Source organism: Gallaecimonas kandeliae (assembly GCF_030450055.1).
GTDB lineage: Bacteria > Pseudomonadota > Gammaproteobacteria > Enterobacterales > Gallaecimonadaceae > Gallaecimonas > Gallaecimonas kandeliae.
This window is the reverse complement of the sequence record NZ_CP118480.1, coordinates 3,494,049-3,514,340: the sequence shown is the minus strand read 5'-3', so window position 1 is coordinate 3,514,340 and position 20,292 is coordinate 3,494,049. Positions and strand designations below refer to the sequence as shown.

Here is a 20,292-nt window from a genome sequence, read left to right as displayed (position 1 = left end):
GCCGTGCGTATCCAGGGGCATCTGCTGGCCGCCGGCAAGGCGGCCCGCTATCCCGCCGAACTGGAGCTGGGTGACCAGGGCCGCCTCAGGCTGTGCAGCGAGGTGCTGGAACGGGACTGCGCCTTGAGCGAGGTGATCCCCTCCGAGGCCCTGGGGCGCATGACCCGCACCCTGGCCTTCGAAGGGGGCTGGGTTTTCACCCCGGCCGAGCCCCAGGCCCTCAATGCCTGGCTGGATTGCCACGACGGCCGTTCCTGGCTGGCCAGGGCGGAGCAGCATCTCTGGCTGGTGCTTTTGGCCATGATGGTGACAGTGGTGGCGGCCTTCGGGGGTTACCGCTACGGCCTGCCGGCCTTGGCCAAGACCCTGGCCGGCCATGTGCCCCATGGCGTCTACCGGGCGCTGGGCAAGCAGAGCTACAAGCTGCTGGACAAGATGGGCTTCAGCCAAAGCGGGCTGGACGAGGCGCGTCGGCAGCAACTGCGAGGGCGTTTCGAGGCGTTGCTGGCGGCCTTGAAGGCCCAGGGGGAGACGCTGCCGGTCGAACCCCGGCTGGTGTTCCGCTCCTTCGAGCAGGGCCCCAATGCCTTTGCCCTGCCGGACGGCACTGTGGTGCTCACAGACCAGTTGGTGGCGCTGTCCAAGGACGACAGGGAGCTGGATGGCGTCCTGCTTCATGAGCTTGGCCACCTCCATTACCACCACATGATGACCCGGCTGGTGCAGGCCTCCCTGCTGTCCATAGGGGCGGCCATAGCTGTGGGTGACAGCAGCAGTATCGCCGACACCCTGGTGGGTAGCGGCACCCTGCTGATGACCCTGAGCTATTCCCGTGACCATGAGCGGCAGGCGGACCATTTCGCGGCCGACAACCTCTATCACCTGGACGGCACTGTGGCGCCGCTGCGGGACCTCTACCAGGCCTTGCTGGACAGCCACAAGGGCGAGAACGGCTTGCCGGTCTGGTCCAGTACCCACCCCCAGCTGGCGGAGCGCATCCAGGCCCTGGCGCACTTCAAGCCACAATAATTTCGGTTCCAAGCTGCTGTTATGGCTAGGCTTTCCTTAAGAGGAGGGCTTAGCCATGCGTGTTGCTGTCGTCGGTGGGGGGATCAACGGCCTCTGCGTGGCCTGGCAGTTGGCGTTGGATGGCCACCAAGTAAGCCTTTTTGAAAGGGGCGAGCTGATGGCGGCCACCAGCGCCGCCTCCTCCAAGCTGCTGCATGGCGGTCTGCGCTACCTCGAGCAGGGGCGCCTTGGGCTGGTGCGCGAAGCCCTCAAGGAACGCCACTGGTGGCTTCAGCAGGCGCCGGAGCTGGCCCATCCCCTGCCCATCCTCTACCCCCTCTACCAAGGCGGACGCCGCAAGCGCTGGCAGCTCAAGCTGGGGCTGCTGCTCTACGATCTCCTGGCCGGGCGCCGGGGCCTGGGCCGCCATCGCTGGCTGAGCGCCGCCGAGCTCTCGGCCCTGGAACCTGGCCTTAAGCGCCACGGCCTGCTGGGGGGCTATCGCTTCTTCGACGGTCAGATGGACGACAGGGCCCTGGGCCTCTGGGTGGCCCAGCAGTGCCAAGGCCTGGGGGTAGCCCTCTTTGAACACAGCGAGGTCCAGGCGTTGCGGCCGGACGGGGCCCTGAAGGTGGCGGGGCATTGGCAGCAGTTCGACTGGGTGCTGAACCTGGCCGGGCCCTGGAGCGAGCAGCTGCTGCGCCAGTCCGCCCTGGAAGTGGACCAGCCCCTGAGCCTGGTGCGCGGCAGCCACCTGTTGCTGGGGGGCAAGCGCCGCCAGGGCCTGATGCTGGAGGTGCCGGGGGAGCGGCGGCTGGTGTTCGTGCTGCCCTACCTGGGCAGCACCTTGCTGGGCACCACAGAGGTGGCCCAGACCCTGGACGAGCCGATCCACTGCTCGGCCGCCGAGCGGGGCTACCTCAAGGCCGTCTACGACCACTACTTCGTGCTGCCCCTGATGGAAACCGACATCAAGGGCAGCTTCGCCGGCCTGAGGCCGCTGCTGCACAGCCAGGGGGACCCCAGCCTTGCCAGCCGCGACTACGCCCTCTCTGTCCAGGGCCGGCTGCTGACGGTGAGCGGCGGCAAGTGGACCACCGCCAGGGCCCTGGCCAGGAAGGTGGCGGCCAGGCTCAAGGGCGCCTAGCCCTCGGCCAGCTCCTGCTCTATCCAGGCCGGGCGCTTGAGGCGGCCCGCCAGCAGGTAGAGCAGCATCACCCCCAGGCTGCACAGGGCCATGGCCAGGTAGAGGGCCCGGCCCGAATAATGGTCCAGCACCCAGCCCCCGACCATGGGGGCCAGGGCCCAGCCGATGGAATAGAGGGCGCCGGCGCCGAAGTAGGCGCCACGCAGCCGCGGTGGGGCCATGGAATCGATCTGCACGTTGATGCTGGGGAAGAGGATCACCTCGCCCAGGCTCAGCACCAGGGTGGCGCCCATCCAGCCCCAGTAGCTGTCCATGGGGTTGAAGGCGAACCAGAGCTGGGAGGCGGTCATCAGCACCATGCCCACCTGCATCCGCTGGGTCAGGGACATCTTCTCCATCCATTTCAGCAGCGGGAATTGCAACAGCACTATGGTCAGGGCGTTGACCAAAATCATGGCCGAGATCAGCTCCACCAGCCGCGGCGCCCCGGCCCGGGTCAGGTACTGGATCAGCGACGAGTCGATGTGGGCGAACACGAACATCATCAGGATGTTGGCCAGGATCAGCACCAGGAATACCTTGTCCTCCCCCAGCAGCCGCAACGTCTGGCGGAAGCTGCCTTGGCCCTGGCCTGGCGCCGGGGCCACCGGATGGCGGCGAAAGGCCCAGGCCAGGGCCGCCACCAGCGCCAGGTAGGCCAGGGCGGTGAGGTTGAAGGTGGATTGCTGGGCGGTGAGGCCGGCCCAAACCCCCACCAGCGGGCCCATGGCGGCCCCCACGTTGACCAGGAAATAGCGGGCCTGCAGGGCCAGCTCCCGGGTCTTGCGCTCCGGCAGTTGGTCGCCCATCAAGGCCTGGGCTGCCGGCTCCCAGATGGCGCGGGCGATGGAGGTGAGGGCTATGCCCAGGATGTAGGCCAGCAGGCTGTCGGCACCGGCCAACACCAGGAAGGCCAGGGCCGAGAGCAGCCCTGCGAAGTAAAGGATACCGCGGCGCCCGAAGCGGTCGGACAGGGCGCTGACGTAGAAGCCCAGCACCGCCGAGCCCAGGGCCGAGAGGCTGAGGATAAGGCCGATGTCGTAGGCCGAGAGCCCGAACTTCTGGTAGAGCAGCACCGACAGGAAGGGCCAGATCATGAAGAAGCTGCCCCTGGCGAAGAAGGTGCCCAGGAGGATGATCCACACCAGCGGCGGGAAGGACTTCAGACGGCTGAGGGACAGGGCGCTTTCCATGGCGATGCTCTGCGGCGGCAAGGCCCTCCAGCATATCGCCACGGAAGCGCTCAGGACAACAGGCCTCTTCTCAGGAGCCCAGCCACTGGATGGCGTCGTCCAGCTGCGCGTTATGGAAGACCCGCAACTGGCCCGGGATCAGGGCGCCGAACAGCCGGAAGGCGCCGCGGATCCAGTGCACGTCAGAGACCAGGGCCATCTTCTCCCAGCCGCCCAGGTGCTTGAAGCCCAGCTTGACGTCCTCCCAGGCCGCGCTCCCTTCCACCTCGGCAAAATCCTCACCCAGGTAGCAGAGGAAGCGGACCTGCTCCCCCTTGGCGAACCTGGCCTCGACGGCCGGCACTATGACGGACTTGAAGTCCTCCGCCGTGACTATGCCCCTGCCGGAAAACCCCAGGACCCCGGCAGGCAGGTCGGCAACTGCTTCTATCATGGCCTTCTCCTTTTCCAGCCTATCCCTGAGGGTCTAGCCGAGGTTGGAAGGGCCCGCCAGCAAGGTGTCGAACTCGTTGATTTCCAAAGCCCCCTGGCCGATGATGGAACGAGATTTCGCCACACTGGAAAGCAAATGGACTTCGAGATCCAATACTGGCACTGGCTGGTGTTCGGCATGCTGCTGATCATCGCCGAGCTGTTCGTGCCCAGCTTCACCATCTTCTGGTTCGGCCTGGGGGCCCTGGTGGTTGCCCTGCTGCTGGGCCTGTCCCTGCCCTTGAGCCTGGCCTGGCAGCTGCTGATCTGGGCAGTCGCCTCCACCGTCTTTACCTTGCTCTGGTTCCGCCTCATCAAACCCTACATGCAGGATAAGACCCGGGCCGGGGTGGCCGGTGAGGCCATCAAGGGCGAGGTGGGCCAGGTGATCAAGGTGCCGACGGACGACCAGCGCGGCATGGTGCGCTTCACCACACCGCTGCTGGGCGACGACGAATGGCACTTCATCTGCCAGGAGCCCGTGGCCCTGGGGGACAGGGTTGCCGTGCTGGACATGTCCGGCAACACCCTTATCGTAGAAAAACGTTGAGAGAAGGAAGCTAACAATGGTGATCAACGGACTGGCCATGGCCGGCGTCTTCGTACTGCTGGTGGTCGTCACCCTGGCCATGGGGGTCAAGATAGTGCCCCAGGGCAGTAAATTCGTGATCCAGCGCCTCGGCAAGTACAGCCGGACCCTGGGCCCCGGCCTCAATTTCATCATCCCCTACATGGACCTGGTGGCCTACAAGGTCACCACCAAGGACATAGTGCTGGATATCCCCTCCCAGGAAGTGATCACCCGCGACAACGCCGTGATCATCGCCAACGCCGTGGCCTACATCAACATTCTCAGCCCCGAGAAGGCCATGTACGGTGTCGAGGACTACAACTTCGCCATCCAGAACCTGGTGCAGACCTCACTGCGTTCCATCATAGGTGAGATGGACCTGGACGATGCCCTGTCCAACCGTGACACCATCAAGGCCAAGCTCAAGAACGCCATCTCAGACGACATCGCCGACTGGGGCATCACCTTGAAGACGGTGGAGATCCAGGACATCAACCCCTCCGCCACCATGCAAAAGGCCATGGAAGAGCAAGCCGCCGCAGAGCGGGGCCGCCGCGCCACCGTCACCCGCGCCGACGGCGAGAAGGCCGCCGCCATACTGGAGGCCGAAGGTCGCCTGGAGGCCTCGCGCCGCGACGCCGAGGCCCAGGTGGTGCTGGCCACCGCCAGCCAGGCCGCCATCGAGAAGGTCACGGCCGCCGTGCAGAACAACCAGCTGCCGGTGATGTACCTCTTGGGCGAGCGCTATGTGGACGCCATCAAGGAGATGTCCAAGTCCAGCAACGGCAAGCTGGTGATGCTGCCGGGAGACATTCCCGCCGCCATCCGCTCCCTGCTGGGTGGCATGGGCAAATAAGTCCCGCCCCAATGAAAAGCCCCGCGATGCGGGGCTTTTTTTCAGCCGCTGTCTTTAGCCTCCGGCCTGGCTTAGTGCGTGGCCCTCGCCGTAGACACAGGTGCGGTTGCGGCCTTGGCGCTTGGCGTCGTAGAGGGCCTGGTCGGCCTGGCGCAGCAGGGTGCAGAGGTCGTCCTGCGCCTGGATCTGGGCCAGGCCGAAGCTGGCGGTGAAGGACACTGCATCCCGGCCCGTTTGTGCCTGGCTTTGCTCCACTTCCCGGCGCAGCCGCTCCACCAGGCCCAGGGCCTGGCGGCTGTCGGCCGCCTGGAAGAGGAGGATGAACTCCTCGCCGCCGATGCGGGCGGCGATGTCGGTGCTGCGGACCTTGGTGGTGAGCAGCTGGGCGAACCGGGCCAGGGCGGCGTCGCCCATGGCGTGGCCGAAGTTGTCGTTGATGGCCTTGAAGTGGTCGATGTCGGCCATGGCGGCGAACAGGCCCTGGGTCTGGCCGCTGGCCAGCAGGCGGTTGGTTGCCTCCTCGAAGCCGCGCCTGTTGAGCAGGCCGGTCAGGTCGTCGGTGGTGGCCAGGGCCCGCATCCGCCCGGCAAGATCGTCGGCCAGCAGCAGCACCGTGAAGAGCCCCAGGCCGATGAAGGCGGGGGGCATCACCAGGAAGTTGAGGCCGCTGTAGAGGTTGAGGTAGTAGGGATCCCGCTGCGCTCCCTGCAGCAGGGCCAGGGTGCCGCTGCCGAACTGACTCAGGGCGTAGAGCACGAACACCAGGCAGAGGGCCCTTTCGACGGGGCGCATCGGCCGCCCCGGGCTGGCCAGGGTCTTGACGCAGAGCAGACCCACCAGGGCGCCTGAGTAGGGGATCATCACCATGCGCAGGCCCATGTGCGGTTGCACCAGGGTGAACCAGACCACCGCCAGTTCGACCAGGGCCAGCGACAGCAGCAGTTGCCAGGGGTAGCCCCTGAGCCCGGCGCGCTGGCGGTAGCCGGCCAGGGACAGGCCCTGCATCACCAGGGAGCTGATGTTGACCACCACCCAGTAGCTCTCGGGGCTGGGGAATAGGCCCTTGCCGGCGTTGAGCAGCATGTTGAGCACCGAGACCCAGAACAGTATCGACCAGGTCAGGCAGTAGGGCTTGCGCTCTATGGTCAGCCAGGACAGCAGGAAGATCACCCCCAGCATGGTGCTGACGCTGAGCATGAAGATGAAGACGGTCTCGAGGGCGGACATGGGTTTCCCGGCGCTGGATGTTAAGCAGGCGTTATTAGGGCTCAAGAAGGCACTATTGTCACGGCCCCTCGGGTGAAATACCGGGGTTGATCGCAAAGCGCAGTGCGGCCCTGGCCAGGAGGCGGGTGGAGTCCAGCACCGGCAGCGGCGAATCGCTTTCACCGATCAGCAGCGGGATCTCGGTGCAGCCCAGCACTACGGCGTCGCAGCCCTGGTCGGCCAGTGTCTGGATCACTGCCTGGAAATAGCGCCTGGTCTCGGGTTCGAAGCGCCCCTGCACCAGTTCGCCGAAGATCCGCCGGTGGATGCCGAGGCGCTGCGCCTCATCCGGGATCACCGCTTCCATGCCCAAGGCCGCCAGGGCCTGGGGGTAGACGGGGCCTTCCATCAGGAAGCGGGTGCCCAGCACGCCGATGCGCCTGAAGCCTCTGGCCTGGGCGGCCTTGGCCACCTCCTCGCCGATATGGAGCCAGGGCGCCGGGGATTGGGCCCGGATCAGCGCCAGGCCGGGGTGGACAGTGTTGTCGGGGCAGAGCAGCAGCTCGGCGCCGCCGGCAACCAGTTTCTGGGCCGAGGCCAGCAGCAGGCGCCCCACCTGTGGCCAGTCCCCCGCCTCTATGGCGGCCATGTGCTCGCTCATGGAGAAGCAGTGCAGGCTGATCTCGGGGTGGGCATGTTCGCCCATGGCGGCCTGGGCCTCCTGGACCAGGGTGCGGTAGCAAAGGGCCGCCCCTTCGGCGCTGATGGCGGCGATACCCAGGTGCCTGGCCTTCACTGGGCCAGCCCCACGCCCTTGGCCATGGTGGCTGCCAGCAGCGGGATGACCAGGAGCAGCAGCAGCTCGGTGCGCACCACCATGACGATGGCCTTGGGCACGGCCACTTCCGCTTCGCTGTTGCGGTGCTTGAGGAAGAAGCGGGTCGGATAGATGGACAGCAGCGCCAGCAGCACGAAGAGGGTCAGTTTCAGGTGGAAGACCCAGTTATGGCTGTAGAAGACGGCCGGTTTGCCCACCCCCAGCCAGAGGGTCAGGCCGGCCCCCAGCACCAGCAGGGCGGCCAGGCCATAGATGGCGTCGATGCGGGCCAGGCGCCGCAACTGGGCCGGGGCCAGGCTGGGGGCCAGCAGCAGGTGCTCGGCCACCAGGGTGGCGGCCAAGGTCATGATGCCGATGAAGTGCAGGTAGCGGACCAGTATCTCGTCCATGAGCTTATCTCCTGGGTCAGTGGTTTTGCCTGAGCTGGAAGACGTTGCCTTCGGGGTCCATGGCGTTGCGCACCACGAAACCGGGGCCTTGCCATTCTTCGTCGAAGAGTTCGCCCCCCAGGCGCCCGGCCAGGGCACCGGCGGCGGCGAGGTCCGGCACCGTGAAGAACAGCTTGATGGCGCAGTTTTCCCGCCGTGCCGGCGGGCTGCTGATGCTGATGTCCTTGGCGTACTGGGGCGGTATGGCGTGGATCAGCAGCTGGAAGGCGGGGGACTCCAGCACCGCCAGTTCGGCCGAGCCGTGCAGCAGCTCCATGGCCAGCAGCTGGCGGTAGAAGGCGCTGAGCCTGTCGAGATCCTTGGCGTAGATGAGGGCGCCGGCGGCGGCAGGACCTGCCATGATCAACTCCTTGTATTAGCCGGTATTTTGACCAGCTTAAAGCCTGGGGCGCCGGCGCACCAGCCCCGTGAGCGATGGCCGGCCCGGCCGGGCTGCCGTAGAATCGGCCCATACCGAGACGGAGCCGTAACCATGAACGACGAACTGAAGATTGAAGACATCCAGCTTGGCGACGGCAAGGCCGTGGTCAAGGGCGCCCTGATCACCACCCAGTACCGCGGCACCCTGGAAGACGGCACCGAGTTCGATTCCAGCTATGCCAAGGGCCGGCCCTTCCAGTGCGTTATCGGCACAGGCCGGGTGATCAAGGGTTGGGACCTGGGGCTGATGGGCATGAAGGTGGGAGGCAAACGCCGCCTCTTCGTTCCCGCCGATTTGGCCTACGGCGAGCGCCAGGTGGGCCAGCACATCAAGCCGGGGTCCAACCTGGTGTTCGAGATAGAACTGCTGGAAGTGCTGACCCGGGACGACTGAAGTCAGGGAGTGGCGTGGTCCGGGGCCAGGGCCTTGACCTCCTGGCGTTCCTCTTCTGACAAGGGCCCGTAGAGGCGGGGGTAGGGCCAGCCGTAGCCCCAGCGGAAGCGGGTGGGCAGCAAGGGTGTGCCCCCCATCCTGACCCCGGCCAGCATCACCAGCCCTATGGCGGGCTCCCCCACCTTGGCCACACAGGCGCGCAGCGCCAGGTCGGCGTCCAGGCGCTGCTGGTAGGTGCCGCCCTGCCAGTAGGCCAGGTCGTGCCGGCGGCAGCAGGACAGCCAGAGCTGTTTCTGCGCCGGGGTGCCGTCGGGGAAGTCGCTGCAGCCGTCGCTGGTGAAGGGCTTGAGCTCACCGGCGCCGGCGGGGCCGCCAAGGGCGAGCAGCAGCGGCAGGTATTTTTTCATGGGCATCCGTCCTTGGTATGGCCAGGGCAGCCGTGCCGCCCTGGTGCCGTTCAGACCTGCTGGGCCAGCAGGTAGTCGAGGCCGCCACAGATGGCCGCCACCTGGGCGGCGTTGCAGATCTCGGGCGTGGCTTTGGGGCTGTCCGGGTAAACCTCTGTGGTGCAGGTGAAGGGGGCGTCAGTGACCCTGGCGCAGAGTCCCAGCTTCTTCAGCTGATACTGGATCACCCCGGGCTGGACCACCTTGGAGCCGATGATCTCGCCTTTTTCGTCCGCCGGCGCTATGTGGGTCACCTTGGCCACGGCCTCGATGATGGCCTGCTGGAAGGCGGGTTGGGGGTTGGCGCTGTCGTCCACCACGTAGAAGCCGTCGGGGATGGTACCCGGCTCGAAGGGTTTGCCGTCACGGGCCGCCAGGGCCGGGCGGAATTCGCTCTCGTCGCTGTCGGTGGTTTCGTGCAGGTCGATGTGGGCCAGGAAGGGTGCCTCGAACTGGGCCACCAGCGCCATCAGGGCCGCCGACTCCTCGGCCGGGCTGTCCTTGAAGAAAGAGCGGTTCGGATCCAGGGCCAGGGGGTTCCAGCGGTTGATCACTTCAAAGCCCCAGGGGCTGACGCAGGGCACGATCAGCAGGTTGAAGTGCTCGCCGTAGGCCAGGGCCTTTTCCCTGGCGAACTGCAGGGCGCCTTGGACGCCGCTGGTCTCGTAGCCGTGGATGCCGCCTGTCACCAGCACCAGGGGCTTGCCGGGCTGCCAGTTGGGGGTCTTGAGGGCCAGCAGCGGGAAGCGGGCCGGATCGTAGCTCAGGGCCCCGTACTGGAGCCTTTCCAGCTCGGCGGGCAGCTGCCGGTAGGGCGCCACCACTTCGTCCTGGTAGCTGCGCTGCACCTGTTGCCGGGCCAACCACTGGGCCTTTTCTGCCTCGCCCCAGGGTTGGCCTTCGGTACCTATGGGATAGCGGACTGCTTGATTCATGGGTCTTCCTTCGCTGAGCCGGTTTTGGTGAGCAGGTTACCAAATCCGGTGCGGCGAGAGGGCACTTTGCGACCAACGGCCAGGCTCTCGCGCAAAGAAAAGGCGGCGCTTGAGAGCGCCGCCTTCTTAGCCGTGCCTTATCGGCTTCAGGCCAGGTCGAAACGGTCCAGGTTCATCACCTTGGTCCAGGCGGCCACGAAGTCGCGGACGAAGTGCCCCTGGGCGTCACCGCAGCCGTAGACCTCGGCCAGGGCCCGCAGCTGGGAGTTGGAGCCGAACACCAGGTCGACCCGGGTGCCTGTCCACTTCAGGTCGCCGCTCTTGCGGTCGCGGCCCTCGAAGAGGTCGGCGTCCTGGGAGGTGGGCGTCCAGGTGGTGCCCATGTCCAGCAGGTTGACGAAGAAGTCGTTGGTCAGGGCGCCGGGCTGTTGGGTGAAAACCCCATGCTGGCTCTGATCGGCATTGGCCCCCAGTACCCGCAGGCCCCCGACCAGCGCCGTCATTTGCGGGGCGGTCAGGGTCAGCAGCTGCGCCTTGTCCAGCAGCAGTTCCTCGGCCGAGACGCTGAACTTGGCCTTCTGGTAGTTACGGAAGCCGTCGGCGATGGGCTCCAGTACGGCAAAGGAGTCCACGTCGGTCTGTTCCTGGCTGGCGTCCATGCGGCCCGGGCTGAAGGGCACAGTGACGTCTATGCCGGCGTTCTTGGCACCCTGCTCCACACCGGCGCAGCCGGCCAGGACTATGAGGTCGGCCAGGGAGACCTTCTTGTTGCCGCTCTGGGCGCTGTTGAATTGGCTCTGTATCCCCTCCAGGGTCTTGAGCACCTTGGCCAGCTGCTGCGGCTGGTTCACGGCCCAGTCCTTTTGGGGCGCCAGGCGGATACGGGCGCCGTTGGCACCGCCGCGCATGTCGGAGCCGCGGTAGGTGGAGGCTGCCGCCCAGGCGGTGGACACCAGCTCGGCAACGGACAGGCCCGAGGCCAGCACCTTGGCCTTGAGGTTGTCGATGTCCTGCTCGTTCACCAGCTCATGGTCGCACTTGGGAATGGGATCCTGCCAGATGAGATCTTCGGCCGGCACTTCCGGGCCCAGGTAGCGGGCCTTGGGCCCCATGTCGCGGTGGGTGAGCTTGAACCAGGCCCGGGCGAAGGCGTCGGCCAGCTGTTCCGGGTGCTCGTGGAAGCGCCTGGAGATCTTCTCATAGACGGGGTCGAAGCGCAGGGACAGGTCCGTCGTCAGCATGGTGGGCACATGGCGCTTGGACGGGTCGTGGGCGTCGGGGATCTCGCCGGCGCCGGCGCCGCCCTTGGGCACCCACTGGTGGGCCCCGGCCGGGCTCTTGCTCAGCTCCCAGTCGTACTTGAAGAGGTTGTCGAAGAAGTGGTTGCTCCACTGGGTCGGGGTCTGGGTCCAGGTCACTTCCAGGCCGCTGGTGATGGCGTCACCGGCCTTGCCGCTGCCGTAGCCGCTCTTCCAGCCCAGGCCCATCTGTTCCATGGGGGCCGCTTCCGGCTCCGGGCCCACCAGGCCGGCGTCACCGGCGCCGTGGGTCTTGCCGAAGGTATGACCGCCGGCGATCAGGGCCACCGTCTCTTCGTCGTTCATGGCCATGCGGGCGAAGGTCTCGCGAATGTCCACGGCCGCAGCCAGGGGATCGGGGTTGCCGTTGGGGCCTTCGGGGTTGACGTAGATGAGGCCCATCTGCACCGCCGCCAGGGGATTTTCCAGGTCGCGTTTGCCGCTGTAGCGCTTGTCGTCCAGCCAGGTGGTCTCGGTTCCCCAATAGATGTCCAACTCCGGCTCCCAGATGTCGGGGCGGCCGCCGCCGAAACCGAAGGTCTTGAAGCCCATGGATTCCAGGGCCACGTTGCCGGCCAGGATGATGAGGTCGGCCCAGGAGATCTTCTCCCCGAACTTCTGTTTGACGGGCCAGAGCAGGCGCCGCGCCTTGTCCAGGTTGACGTTGTCGGGCCAGCTGTTGAGCGGGGCGAAGCGCTGGTTGCCGGTGCCGCCGCCGCCGCGGCCGTCACCGGTGCGGTAGGTGCCGGCGGCGTGCCAGGCCATGCGGATAAAGAGGGGGCCGTAATGGCCGAAGTCGGCGGGCCACCACTCCTGGGAATCGGTCATCAGGGCGTGGAGTTCCTGCTTGACGGCCTTGAAATCCAGGCTCTTGAAGGCCTCGCCGTAGTCGAAGTCCTCGCCCATGGGATTGGACTTGGCGGAATGCTGGTGCAGGATCTCGAGCCGCAATTGATTGGGCCACCACTGGTGGTTGGAAGTACCGCCCCCAGCGGCTTGCTTGCCCGCGCTGAAGGGGCACTTGCTTTCGTCGGCCATGAGCTATCTCCTCGTGCTCTGAAGGGGTTTGTTAGGCTGCGCCCTTAGGTATAGAGCACCGGCACCGGCCTGACCAATTGGTCTTTCCGGGTGAGGCGATAGGTTTTTTTGTAATTACAGGATCTTAGTGCAGATGGTTGCAGCGGAATGGGCGGAGATTTGGCGTGGCGGGGAAGGCCGCTACTCCAGTTGGCGCGACGCTGTTCGGCTATGGTGGCCAACAGTGCCTGCTGGTCTGTCTCGCCTCACTACCGATTGGGCTTCCCGTTGTGCCAGTTCCGAAGGGGCTTACCAGCTTCAATATTCCTCCCGCATGAACAGGCTACCCATGCACTCCAGCGCCAGGGGGGTGTCTGCTGCAGAGCGACAAGTGGCTGTGGCCCGAGCGCGCCGCGCTCAGGCCTCTTTCTTCAGGTGCATGTCGCTGCCGTTCTTGCGGCTGATGAAGCCGGTGACCTGGCCCACGGCATTGCGCTCGAACAGCCGCCGGCCCACCGCACCGGGCGTGAACAGCACATCGCGGATCTCGACCTTGAGCGGCACGGCATCGCCGCCATTCTGGTTCATGAACAGCTGGTCGCCATCACGCCAGATCCTGACCTTGAAAGCGGTATCAAGCGCATAGGTGCCGACATAGGCATCCAATTCGGCCGCGGTCTGCTTGAGCGCCGGCGGGTCCTTGGGCACCACCATAGTGTGGCTTGAGATCATCTTCCAGCCGTCCGGGCGCTTGGCCCAGGTTTCGGTGGATTGGAAATCATACACCAGGGTTTGGCCGTGGAACGCCATGGTCAGGTGATCGACAAAGGTGGCGGTGGCGACATCGCCCTGCGGCACCAGCTGCCATTTGGTCACCTCGATATGGCGTTCGCCCGGTAACGGCGACGCGCCATCCACAATATCCTTCTTGGTGAAAATGCCGCCGTTTTCGACCGTGAACACCACCTTGTCATCCAGGTAGCGCGCCATGGTGGCTGCGTCACCCACCTGGCCGGCTTCCGAGAAAGCCTGGGTCTGGCGCTTCAGGAGCGCCGAAAGGTCCTCCGCCTTGTCAGCCGCCACCGTTGGCGCGGCCCACGCCACCGCCAGAAGCCCGGCACCCACAAACCATCCTCCATGCCTATCCATCCTGCCTGTCATTCGAACCTCCCTATTGGTTTGTTGAAGCGGCCAACCCTCAGGTGCGCCGCGGGCAGACGCTAGCGAAAGGTAGGCCATCGCCAAGGGGCGTTCATGCCAATGTTCGGGTGATTGCGACGGGGCGCCAGCCGCCAGCGGCCAGTCGATAAACCAAAGTGATATCGCATCGGAGGCGCAGGGGGGGCAGGGCACACCACGGCGCGAGCGCCAGCGACTCAGCGACATCGGCGCGGGCACCATAGTCCAGGCCGCAACCTTGGCTTGATCGCTCTCCACCCCCTCCAGTCGTAGTCGAAGGCCACAGAGCGGCGTTGTTTCCCAAATCCGGTGAACCAATCCGCCTGACTGTGATCCGATCCCCGACGTATCGATGGGGAACAGCAGATGGGTCAGGCTAAACGCACTATCACCAATTGGGCAGACTACAACCGCGCCTTGGTTAACCGAGGCTCATTAACCTTCTGGATGGATGAAGCGGCTACCCGCCATTGGCATTGCCAACAGCATCACGGCGGTCGGGGTCGTGGTTTCGAATACAGCGACACCGCCATCGAGACAGCGCTGATGCTCAAGGGCCTGTTCGACCTGCCGCTGCGTGCCTTGGAAGGCTTTATCAACTCGCTATTCCAGTTGATGGAACTGCCGTTGACCTCGCCCAGTTACAGCTGCATCAGCAAGCGCGCCAAGACGGTCAACATCCGCTACCGCCTGCCCAGCAAGGGCCCAGTTGCCCACCTGGTTATCGACGCCACCGGGCTCAAGGTCTATGGCGAAGGCGAGTGGAAGCAACGCAAGTACGGCAAGGAGAAGCGCCGTGTCTGGCGCAAGCTACACCTGGCCGTCGATGCGCAGACCCATGAGGCTATCGCCGCCGAAGTCAGCCTGGAAAACGTCGGTGATAGCGAGGTACTGCCCGGCCTGCTCAATCCTCTGCGCCGCCGTATCGACCAAGTCAGCGCCGACGGGGCTTACGACAGCAGAGCCTGCCACCGGCTACTGCAAAGAAAAGGCGCCAAAGCCAGCATCCCGCCTCGCAAGACAGCGGGGTACTGGGAGCAAGGTCACCCAAGGAACGAGGCAGTGGCGGCGCTGAAAGCCGGGCAACTGGCCGAGTGGAAAAGGGAAAGCGGCTATCACCAACGCTCAAAAGCGGAAACGGCTATGTCGCGATACAAGCAGCTCATCAGCCCGAAGCTGAGTCTGCGCGACTACAACGGCCAAGTGGCAGAGGCTTTGGCTGGGGTGAAGGTGATGAACAAAATGCTGGGCCTCGGCATGCCTGTTCGCCAGGTCAGTTAAGGGCAGCAAGCCCTTTAGGAGCAGGCTTTCCAGGCTCTGATTTGATCAACAACGCCCCACAGAGCCGACTTCGCCGTCGGTATCGATCTTGACGTTGATAAACTTTTCCTCGGTGGGGAGCGGCTCGGCGGCAATGCCCTGGATGGCGGTGAGGTAATTGTTGGTCGGCACATGGCGGGCCTTCCTGGCTTCGGGCTTGAATTTTTGAATGCGCGCCAGGCGGCTATCTTCCACGGCAAACTGCCAAACCACTTGCTCCGGCTTGGCCGAATAGAACAGCCTTTTGAAGGCGTCGACGTCCTTTTCCTTGATGGCAGCCCCGAAGCGGTCGACGACCTGCTGGATCGCCGCCACGTCTTTGGCGTTATTCTGCTCGGCAAGGGCAATGGGGCTATATAGGGAGGCGGCAATAAGAGCGGCGAGGCTACAGCGTAAAATGGAACGAAAAGATATGGTGATTGATCCTAGCGTTAGTTTTAAATGGTTCTTGTTATTTTCAAATGATGTAAGGGTTATTGGCGCTAACGCGTATTTTAAGAACAGCGTAAATATCACCGCCCTCCCTTACTGATCATCCCGGGTTTGATAGATATTGGCCTTGCCCGGCACTTCCAGGCTGAAGACTATTTGCTGTTGTTTCACATCGAAGCCTGCGGCATTGCTCTGGAATATGGTCTTGGGGCTGCCCTGACCTTTGCTGTACCTCATTCCCTTGTAATGAGGAAAATTGCTGGACCAATACCATTGGTCGCCCTGTTTCAACAGATTAAAGCGCCGTCCGTACAACATTAAATCACCGGTCAATACCTTGTCGGTAACAGCTTTCGGTGTTTGTCCGGCATAGAGCCGGTCGTGGCGATCGAGCCATAAGGTATCTTCCGCCTGCGGCCGGTAGCGGACGAATTGCCACTGCTCAGGGCCTTTTGTCAATTCGCCCTTGTCCATTTGGTATTCGTACAGTTGCCAGCGTTTACCTTCCTTGCGGCTGAAGGACAACAGCTTGTTGGACTTGAATGACACGCCGCGGATCTCCGCCTGCGGCATGCGGATTAATGTGGTGCGTCCGCTCTTGGCGTCGATCAGGTGTAGCTCGTTCAGGGTCAAGGCGGCCAGCGTGCTGTCATCCGGCGACCAGAGCAGGTCGACGTAATGGCGGCCGTCGTGATAGTCGGTGAGTTTGGATGTTTGCCTGTCGGCAAGGTTCATCAGCCAGATTTCCTCGCTGCCGGAGCGTTGGCTGACAAAGGCAAGGCGCCCACCGGTATTGGCGAAGGTGGCCAGCTTGTCGTCTGTGGTGCTGTCCAGCAGCACGCTGGTGTCGCCGGTTTGGGTATTGAACAGTTGGGCATTGAGATAATCCTGGCTGGCGGTGAAGAGGTAATCCTTGCCGTTGCGATGGCGAAAGGGCCCCATGATTTGCTGCGAACCGCGATACAGCAGTTGTTTGTCCCGGCCGGTTAAGTCGTAACTCAGCAGTTCCCGCGCCGGATGCTCGCCCATCAGGACCACCCTGTCGCCATCTTGGCTCCAGATGCCGCAGCAGATATAGCTGTCCAGCTTGAACAGCAGCGACAGAACGTCGCTGTCCAAATCCAGCCGGTAAAAGCCTTCCCATTGCTGCTCATCGGGTGAGGAGATAAGCAGCTGGTTCTTTGTGGGGTGCAGGTCGAAGCGGCTGTTGCCGCCCAGCACCAACTCGGGCTGATTCAGCCTCTTAGGCTCTCCGTTGTTGATATTGAGTGAAAACAAGGAGTAAGGGGTGTCGCCGCTTCTCTCTGCAAAGATGATCTCGTCATTGTGGTGGGTAAAAGACACCATGCCGAAACTGCCCGCCGGGCAATTGTGTACCAGCCTCGGCTTCCCTAACGTCATCCCCTCTACGGTTCGAACATAGTAGCGGCAGCTTTTCTGGTTGGCGGCCAGGTAAACGATCCGGCTGCCGTCATCACTCCATCGTGCCGGGCCGACGCCCATGCCATCCTGGTGGATCTCCAACTGCCGGTTGTCCGACAAGCGTTCCAGGTATTGATGTATCTGCCCCCCCTTGTTCGACATGAACAACAACCGGGTGCCGTCGGGGGAGACATCGGGGAAGAGGTTGGTTCCCGCCTCGCTGGTCAGTGCCTTGGCGGAATTGAAGGTGGGCTGCTTGGCGGGAAAACCAAGCCAGGCGATAAGTCCAACCACCAAGACAAGGGCCGCCATACCGGCAAACCAGCGCAGGTGGCGGCCAGTGCTGCCAGCCGCATCGCCCTTTGTTGTCAGGGTATCGGCTGCCTCCAGAGGGGCGTCATCCAGTTGGCTGACCTGGGCGATGAACTTGTAGCCCTTTTTGGGAAAGGTCGCGATGCAGCGAGGCTGGCGCGGATCGTCCTGCAGGGCCTTGCGCAACTTGGTGATCAGCCGGCTGACGGCATTGTCCGTGACGATGCGCCCATTCCACACTTGTTCGATCAGTTCATCACGGCTGATCAGTCGGTCGGGGTGCTGGCAGAAATAGGCCAGCAGCTCAACGGCCATGGGTTCAAGCTGATACTGCTGCTGCCCCTGGGTCAGGGTCTGTGTGGATGAACAGAAGACAAAGTCGGCGATCCGCCACTGCATGCTTGAAGCCAATTCCTTGAAAAAACAAAAAATACCATCAGGTAAGGCGCTTATCACCCAAAGTCACGAAAAATCACCGCCCCATCACGCCATCAGTACGGCCTGACCTTAGGCTGCAGGGGAGCATAAATAACCAAGAGGAATACCGTCATGCGGCAGTTGCGTCTTTGGGCCATGGTCCTGCTTTTAGGGCTGGCCTGGCTTCCCCTGCAGGTGACAGCCCAACCGGGATCGGACCCTTCCATCCCCAACCCTTTGCGGCAGCTTAAGGCCGGGTCCCGTGACGAGGTGGTGCAGCTTCTTCACGATCCCGCCTGGTATGGCAAATTGGCCGCCATTGCCAAACAGCTCCCCGCCGAAACCGTGGCGGCGCAAAAGATGTTTAACCGCACCGCCTTGTTGTCGGCTCGTCAGGAATATCCGGCCTTGCTTGAATTGCTGGATAAAAATCCGGAGGGGGAAACCTTTTATTGCTACCGCCTAGGCTCCCTCTTCCCCGCCGGTGAAGGGAAGGGCGAAGCGGAAGAGAGCAACCGTCTGCGTACCTACATGCAGCAGAGCCTTGCGGCCATGGGTGACGAAGCGTTTTTAAAGGTCAGCCAGGCACTGAACTGGTCTATTCCCAGTGCGGAGGACTTCACCACCAATGTCTACAAGAAATATCGCACCCAGGCGACATTGAGCCAGGCCGAAGCCATAGAGGTGGTCGCCAACACCCAATTGATGCGGGTGCTTTATCAGGTGATCCCGTCGGCGGACAAGATCATTGCCATGGAGCAGAACCGGCGCTTTGATATTCAGCCCGAGGTCATGATCAAGACCCCCGACGGGGTCGAACTGGCCGCCACCCTAGTGCGTAAGAAAGGCGTGAAGAAGCCGCTGCCGGCGGCACTGCAGTTCACCATTTACGCCGATGAGAAGAGCCATATCAAAACCGCCATCCATGCGGCGGCCCATGGCTATGTGGGCATTGTCGCCAATAGCAGGGGGAAGCGCGGCAGCCACAACAAGATCAGCCCCTGGGAACATGATGGCGAGGATGCGGACAGGGTGATCGACTGGGTTGCCCGCCAGCCCTATTGCGATGGCCGTGTGGTCATGTACGGCGGCAGTTACAACGGCTTTACCCAATGGGCGGCCACCAAGCACCTGCCCAAGGCCCTGAAGACCATAGTGCCTTATGCCGCCGCCAGCCCCATTACCGGCTTGCCGATAGAAAACAATATCGTCATCACCCCGAATTATCCTTGGGCCTTTTTTGTTACCGACAACAAGACGATGGACAATTCGGTCTACGCCGACTGGCAGAAGGCTGAGAAGCTGAGAAAGGATCTCTATCGGTCGGGGCGGCCCATTGTGGATATCGACAAGTTGGACGGTCGGCCCAATCCTTGGTTCCAGAAATGGTTGAAACATCCGGATTACGACAGCTACTACCAGGCGATGCTGCCTTTTGGCGCGGACTATAAACAGATCAACATCCCTGTGTTGTCTATCACCGGTTATTTCGATGGCGGGCAGATCTCCGCGTTGGACTTTGTCAAACGTCACCAGAAGAACAATCCCAAGGCACAGGATTTCCTGGTGATAGGCCCTTATGACCATGGCACGGCCCAATCCACTTCGGGTCAGTATCTCAGCAATTACAAGCTGGACCCTGTTGCGCTGCAAAAAGACACAGAGGAGCTGGCCTTTGCCTGGTTCGATCACGTGCTGTACGGCAAACCGCGCCCCAAGCTGGTGAAAGACCATATCAATTACCAGCTGATGGGCAGCAATAGCTGGCAGCATGCCCCATCCCTGGATGCGCTGAACGCCAAAGGCCGTAACTTCTATCTGACCAAGCAGCGCAGCGAAGAGGGCTATTACCTGTTGTCGACGAAGCGGCCTGGCACTATTGAAAAGTTTTCCATGAAGGTGGATATGGCCGACCGCGCCGAGCAGCGCAACCTGTCGGCCCTGCCGGTTATCCAGAGCGCATTACCCGATAAAAACGGCCTGGTGTTTGTTACCGAGCCCTTCAAAGAGGCCACCCAATTTTCCGGCGTGATGACAGGCAGCTTTTCCCTGGTCACCAACAAGAAGGACCTGGATATCGGCTACAACCTCTACGAGCTGACCGGCAAGGGGGAATATTTCCACCTGGTGAACTACATCAGCCGCGCCAGTTACGCCGCCGACATGTCGAAGCGTACCTTGTTGACCCCCAACCAAAAGACCCGCGTTCCCCTCACCAATACCTACATGACCGCCAAGCTGTTACAGCCGGGCAGTCGCCTGGTGCTGGTGCTCAACGTCAACAAGAACGAGAACGCCCAGGTGAATCTGGGCTCGGGCAAGCCGGTTAACCTGGAAGGCACCAAGGATGCCGGCGCCCCGCTTACCCTGGACTGGTTCAGCGACTCGGAGCTCCATCTGCCACTGCAAGCCTGGAAGTCCTAGGGACAAGCAGATCCCATAAAATCTCGGCTCCGTTGTCGTCTTCTGGCGCGGAGCTGAGGATTCATTTTGGTGACTTGTGATGCAGTAACAGCTTACTAACTGGGTTGGTAGGGGTTTAGGGGAATGGCGTTGCTTCTGTCGAGTGGTTGCCAGGAGGACTTTCTGATTTCAGTCCGTTCTTTGATTTGATAACGCTTTTATATGCCGGGTCCCGCCCCGGCGGGCGGGATACTTTGTTTACTCGGGCCTTCCCTGGCCCTCGCCCTGCGGGCCATCGACGCTTAGCGACGATGTTCAAGCCTCGGCGGCCCCAATCATTCCTGGCGATTTTGTCGCTTAATCTTCGCCTCTGGTCGCTCCACCCGATCAAGGGGTCCTGAGCTGGAAGCCATCCTTGGCGGCTCATTCCAGCTCGGCCATCCGGGGCCTCGCGCTCAGGTGCTCGAAAGCGATGCTTTCGTTTCGACCTTCGCCCCGACGCGTACTCACCTGCTTCAC

19 protein-coding genes are annotated in these 20,292 nt (G+C 63.0%); 7 read left to right on the top strand and 12 right to left on the bottom strand.

The genetic code is table 11. The features are described 5' to 3' along the window. Positions 1–3 precede the first annotated feature (3 nt). Entirely contained in the window at positions 4–1,029 is a 1,026-nt protein-coding gene (locus PVT67_RS17300) for a M48 family metallopeptidase (RefSeq protein WP_301495867.1), read from the top strand. A gap of 55 nt (positions 1,030–1,084) precedes the next feature. Beyond that, complete coding sequence (locus tag PVT67_RS17295; RefSeq protein WP_301495865.1) at positions 1,085–2,155, top strand: FAD-dependent oxidoreductase; 1,071 nt, start codon at positions 1,085–1,087, stop codon at positions 2,153–2,155. Here the strand turns inward: PVT67_RS17295 and PVT67_RS17290 are convergent. Both PVT67_RS17290 and PVT67_RS17285 read right to left on the bottom strand, forming a co-directional pair. Next, positions 2,152–3,387 carry an MDR family MFS transporter gene (locus PVT67_RS17290; RefSeq protein WP_301495863.1) on the bottom strand — a complete coding sequence of 412 codons (1,236 nt, stop codon included), beginning with the start codon at positions 3,385–3,387 and terminating at the stop codon, positions 2,152–2,154. The genes PVT67_RS17295 and PVT67_RS17290 overlap by 4 nt on opposite strands. Positions 3,388–3,457: 70 nt before the next feature. After that, entirely contained in the window at positions 3,458–3,820 is a 363-nt protein-coding gene (locus tag PVT67_RS17285; RefSeq protein ID WP_301495861.1) for a SpoIIAA family protein, read from the bottom strand. Positions 3,821–3,955: 135 nt separating this feature from the next. Here PVT67_RS17285 and PVT67_RS17280 point away from each other — a divergent pair, with 135 nt between their 5' ends. Next, the gene (locus PVT67_RS17280; protein ID WP_301495859.1) at positions 3,956–4,408 is read left to right on the top strand and encodes an NfeD family protein; all 453 of its coding nucleotides are present in this window, start codon (positions 3,956–3,958) and stop codon (positions 4,406–4,408) included. A 16-nt stretch (positions 4,409–4,424) separates the two neighbouring features. Then, on the top strand, positions 4,425–5,285 hold the full coding sequence (locus PVT67_RS17275) for an SPFH domain-containing protein (protein ID WP_301495857.1): 861 nt from the start codon (positions 4,425–4,427) through the stop codon (positions 5,283–5,285). Positions 5,286–5,339: 54 nt separating this feature from the next. Here PVT67_RS17275 and PVT67_RS17270 read toward each other — a convergent pair whose 3' ends face one another. Genes PVT67_RS17270 through PVT67_RS17255 form a run of 4 tightly spaced genes read right to left on the bottom strand, consistent with a single transcriptional unit; the run spans position 5,340 to position 8,118 of the window. Continuing rightward, entirely contained in the window at positions 5,340–6,512 is a 1,173-nt protein-coding gene (locus tag PVT67_RS17270) for a GGDEF domain-containing protein (protein WP_301495854.1), read from the bottom strand. 58 nt (positions 6,513–6,570) lie between these two features. After that, positions 6,571–7,287: an aspartate/glutamate racemase family protein gene (locus PVT67_RS17265; protein ID WP_301495852.1), complete on the bottom strand. Its 717-nt coding sequence runs from the start codon at positions 7,285–7,287 to the stop codon at positions 6,571–6,573. Beyond that, the gene (locus tag PVT67_RS17260) at positions 7,284–7,718 is read right to left on the bottom strand and encodes a DUF2214 family protein (protein ID WP_301495850.1); all 435 of its coding nucleotides are present in this window, start codon (positions 7,716–7,718) and stop codon (positions 7,284–7,286) included. The genes PVT67_RS17265 and PVT67_RS17260 overlap by 4 nt, the downstream gene beginning before the upstream one ends. A 16-nt stretch (positions 7,719–7,734) precedes the next feature. Beyond that, on the bottom strand, positions 7,735–8,118 hold the full coding sequence (locus PVT67_RS17255) for a VOC family protein (RefSeq protein ID WP_301495847.1): 384 nt from the start codon (positions 8,116–8,118) through the stop codon (positions 7,735–7,737). Positions 8,119–8,250: 132 nt separating this feature from the next. Here PVT67_RS17255 and PVT67_RS17250 point away from each other — a divergent pair, with 132 nt between their 5' ends. Beyond that, the gene (locus PVT67_RS17250; protein WP_301495846.1) at positions 8,251–8,592 is read left to right on the top strand and encodes an FKBP-type peptidyl-prolyl cis-trans isomerase; all 342 of its coding nucleotides are present in this window, start codon (positions 8,251–8,253) and stop codon (positions 8,590–8,592) included. A gap of 2 nt (positions 8,593–8,594) precedes the next feature. Here the strand turns inward: PVT67_RS17250 and PVT67_RS17245 are convergent, their stop codons facing one another. The 4 genes from PVT67_RS17245 to PVT67_RS17230 form a co-directional block, all read right to left on the bottom strand. Continuing rightward, on the bottom strand, positions 8,595–8,999 hold the full coding sequence (locus PVT67_RS17245; RefSeq protein WP_301495843.1) for a hypothetical protein: 405 nt from the start codon (positions 8,997–8,999) through the stop codon (positions 8,595–8,597). A gap of 50 nt (positions 9,000–9,049) precedes the next feature. Then, the gene (locus PVT67_RS17240; protein ID WP_301495841.1) at positions 9,050–9,973 is read right to left on the bottom strand and encodes a M14 family metallopeptidase; all 924 of its coding nucleotides are present in this window, start codon (positions 9,971–9,973) and stop codon (positions 9,050–9,052) included. Between the two features lie 146 nt (positions 9,974–10,119). Further along, positions 10,120–12,309 carry a catalase/peroxidase HPI gene (gene katG / locus PVT67_RS17235; protein ID WP_301495839.1) on the bottom strand — a complete coding sequence of 730 codons (2,190 nt, stop codon included), beginning with the start codon at positions 12,307–12,309 and terminating at the stop codon, positions 10,120–10,122. A 396-nt stretch (positions 12,310–12,705) separates the two neighbouring features. After that, complete coding sequence (locus PVT67_RS17230) at positions 12,706–13,449, bottom strand: nuclear transport factor 2 family protein (RefSeq protein ID WP_301495837.1); 744 nt, start codon at positions 13,447–13,449, stop codon at positions 12,706–12,708. 384 nt (positions 13,450–13,833) lie between these two features. Between PVT67_RS17230 and PVT67_RS17225 the strand changes: the two genes are divergently transcribed. Beyond that, positions 13,834–14,748 (top strand): IS5 family transposase, encoded by a 915-nt coding sequence (locus PVT67_RS17225; protein WP_301494219.1) that lies wholly within the window; start codon positions 13,834–13,836, stop codon positions 14,746–14,748. Between the two features lie 45 nt (positions 14,749–14,793). Here the strand turns inward: PVT67_RS17225 and PVT67_RS17220 are convergent, their stop codons facing one another. Then, a complete protein-coding gene (locus PVT67_RS17220) occupies positions 14,794–15,303 on the bottom strand; it encodes a nuclear transport factor 2 family protein (protein WP_301495835.1) in 510 nt (169 codons plus the stop codon). Positions 15,304–15,312: 9 nt separating this feature from the next. Continuing rightward, entirely contained in the window at positions 15,313–17,352 is a 2,040-nt protein-coding gene (locus PVT67_RS17215) for a winged helix-turn-helix domain-containing protein (RefSeq protein ID WP_301495833.1), read from the bottom strand. A gap of 159 nt (positions 17,353–17,511) precedes the next feature. Here PVT67_RS17215 and PVT67_RS17210 point away from each other — a divergent pair, with 159 nt between their 5' ends. Further along, on the top strand, positions 17,512–19,794 hold the full coding sequence (locus tag PVT67_RS17210) for a CocE/NonD family hydrolase (RefSeq protein ID WP_301495831.1): 2,283 nt from the start codon (positions 17,512–17,514) through the stop codon (positions 19,792–19,794). Positions 19,795–20,292: the final 498 nt, after the last annotated feature.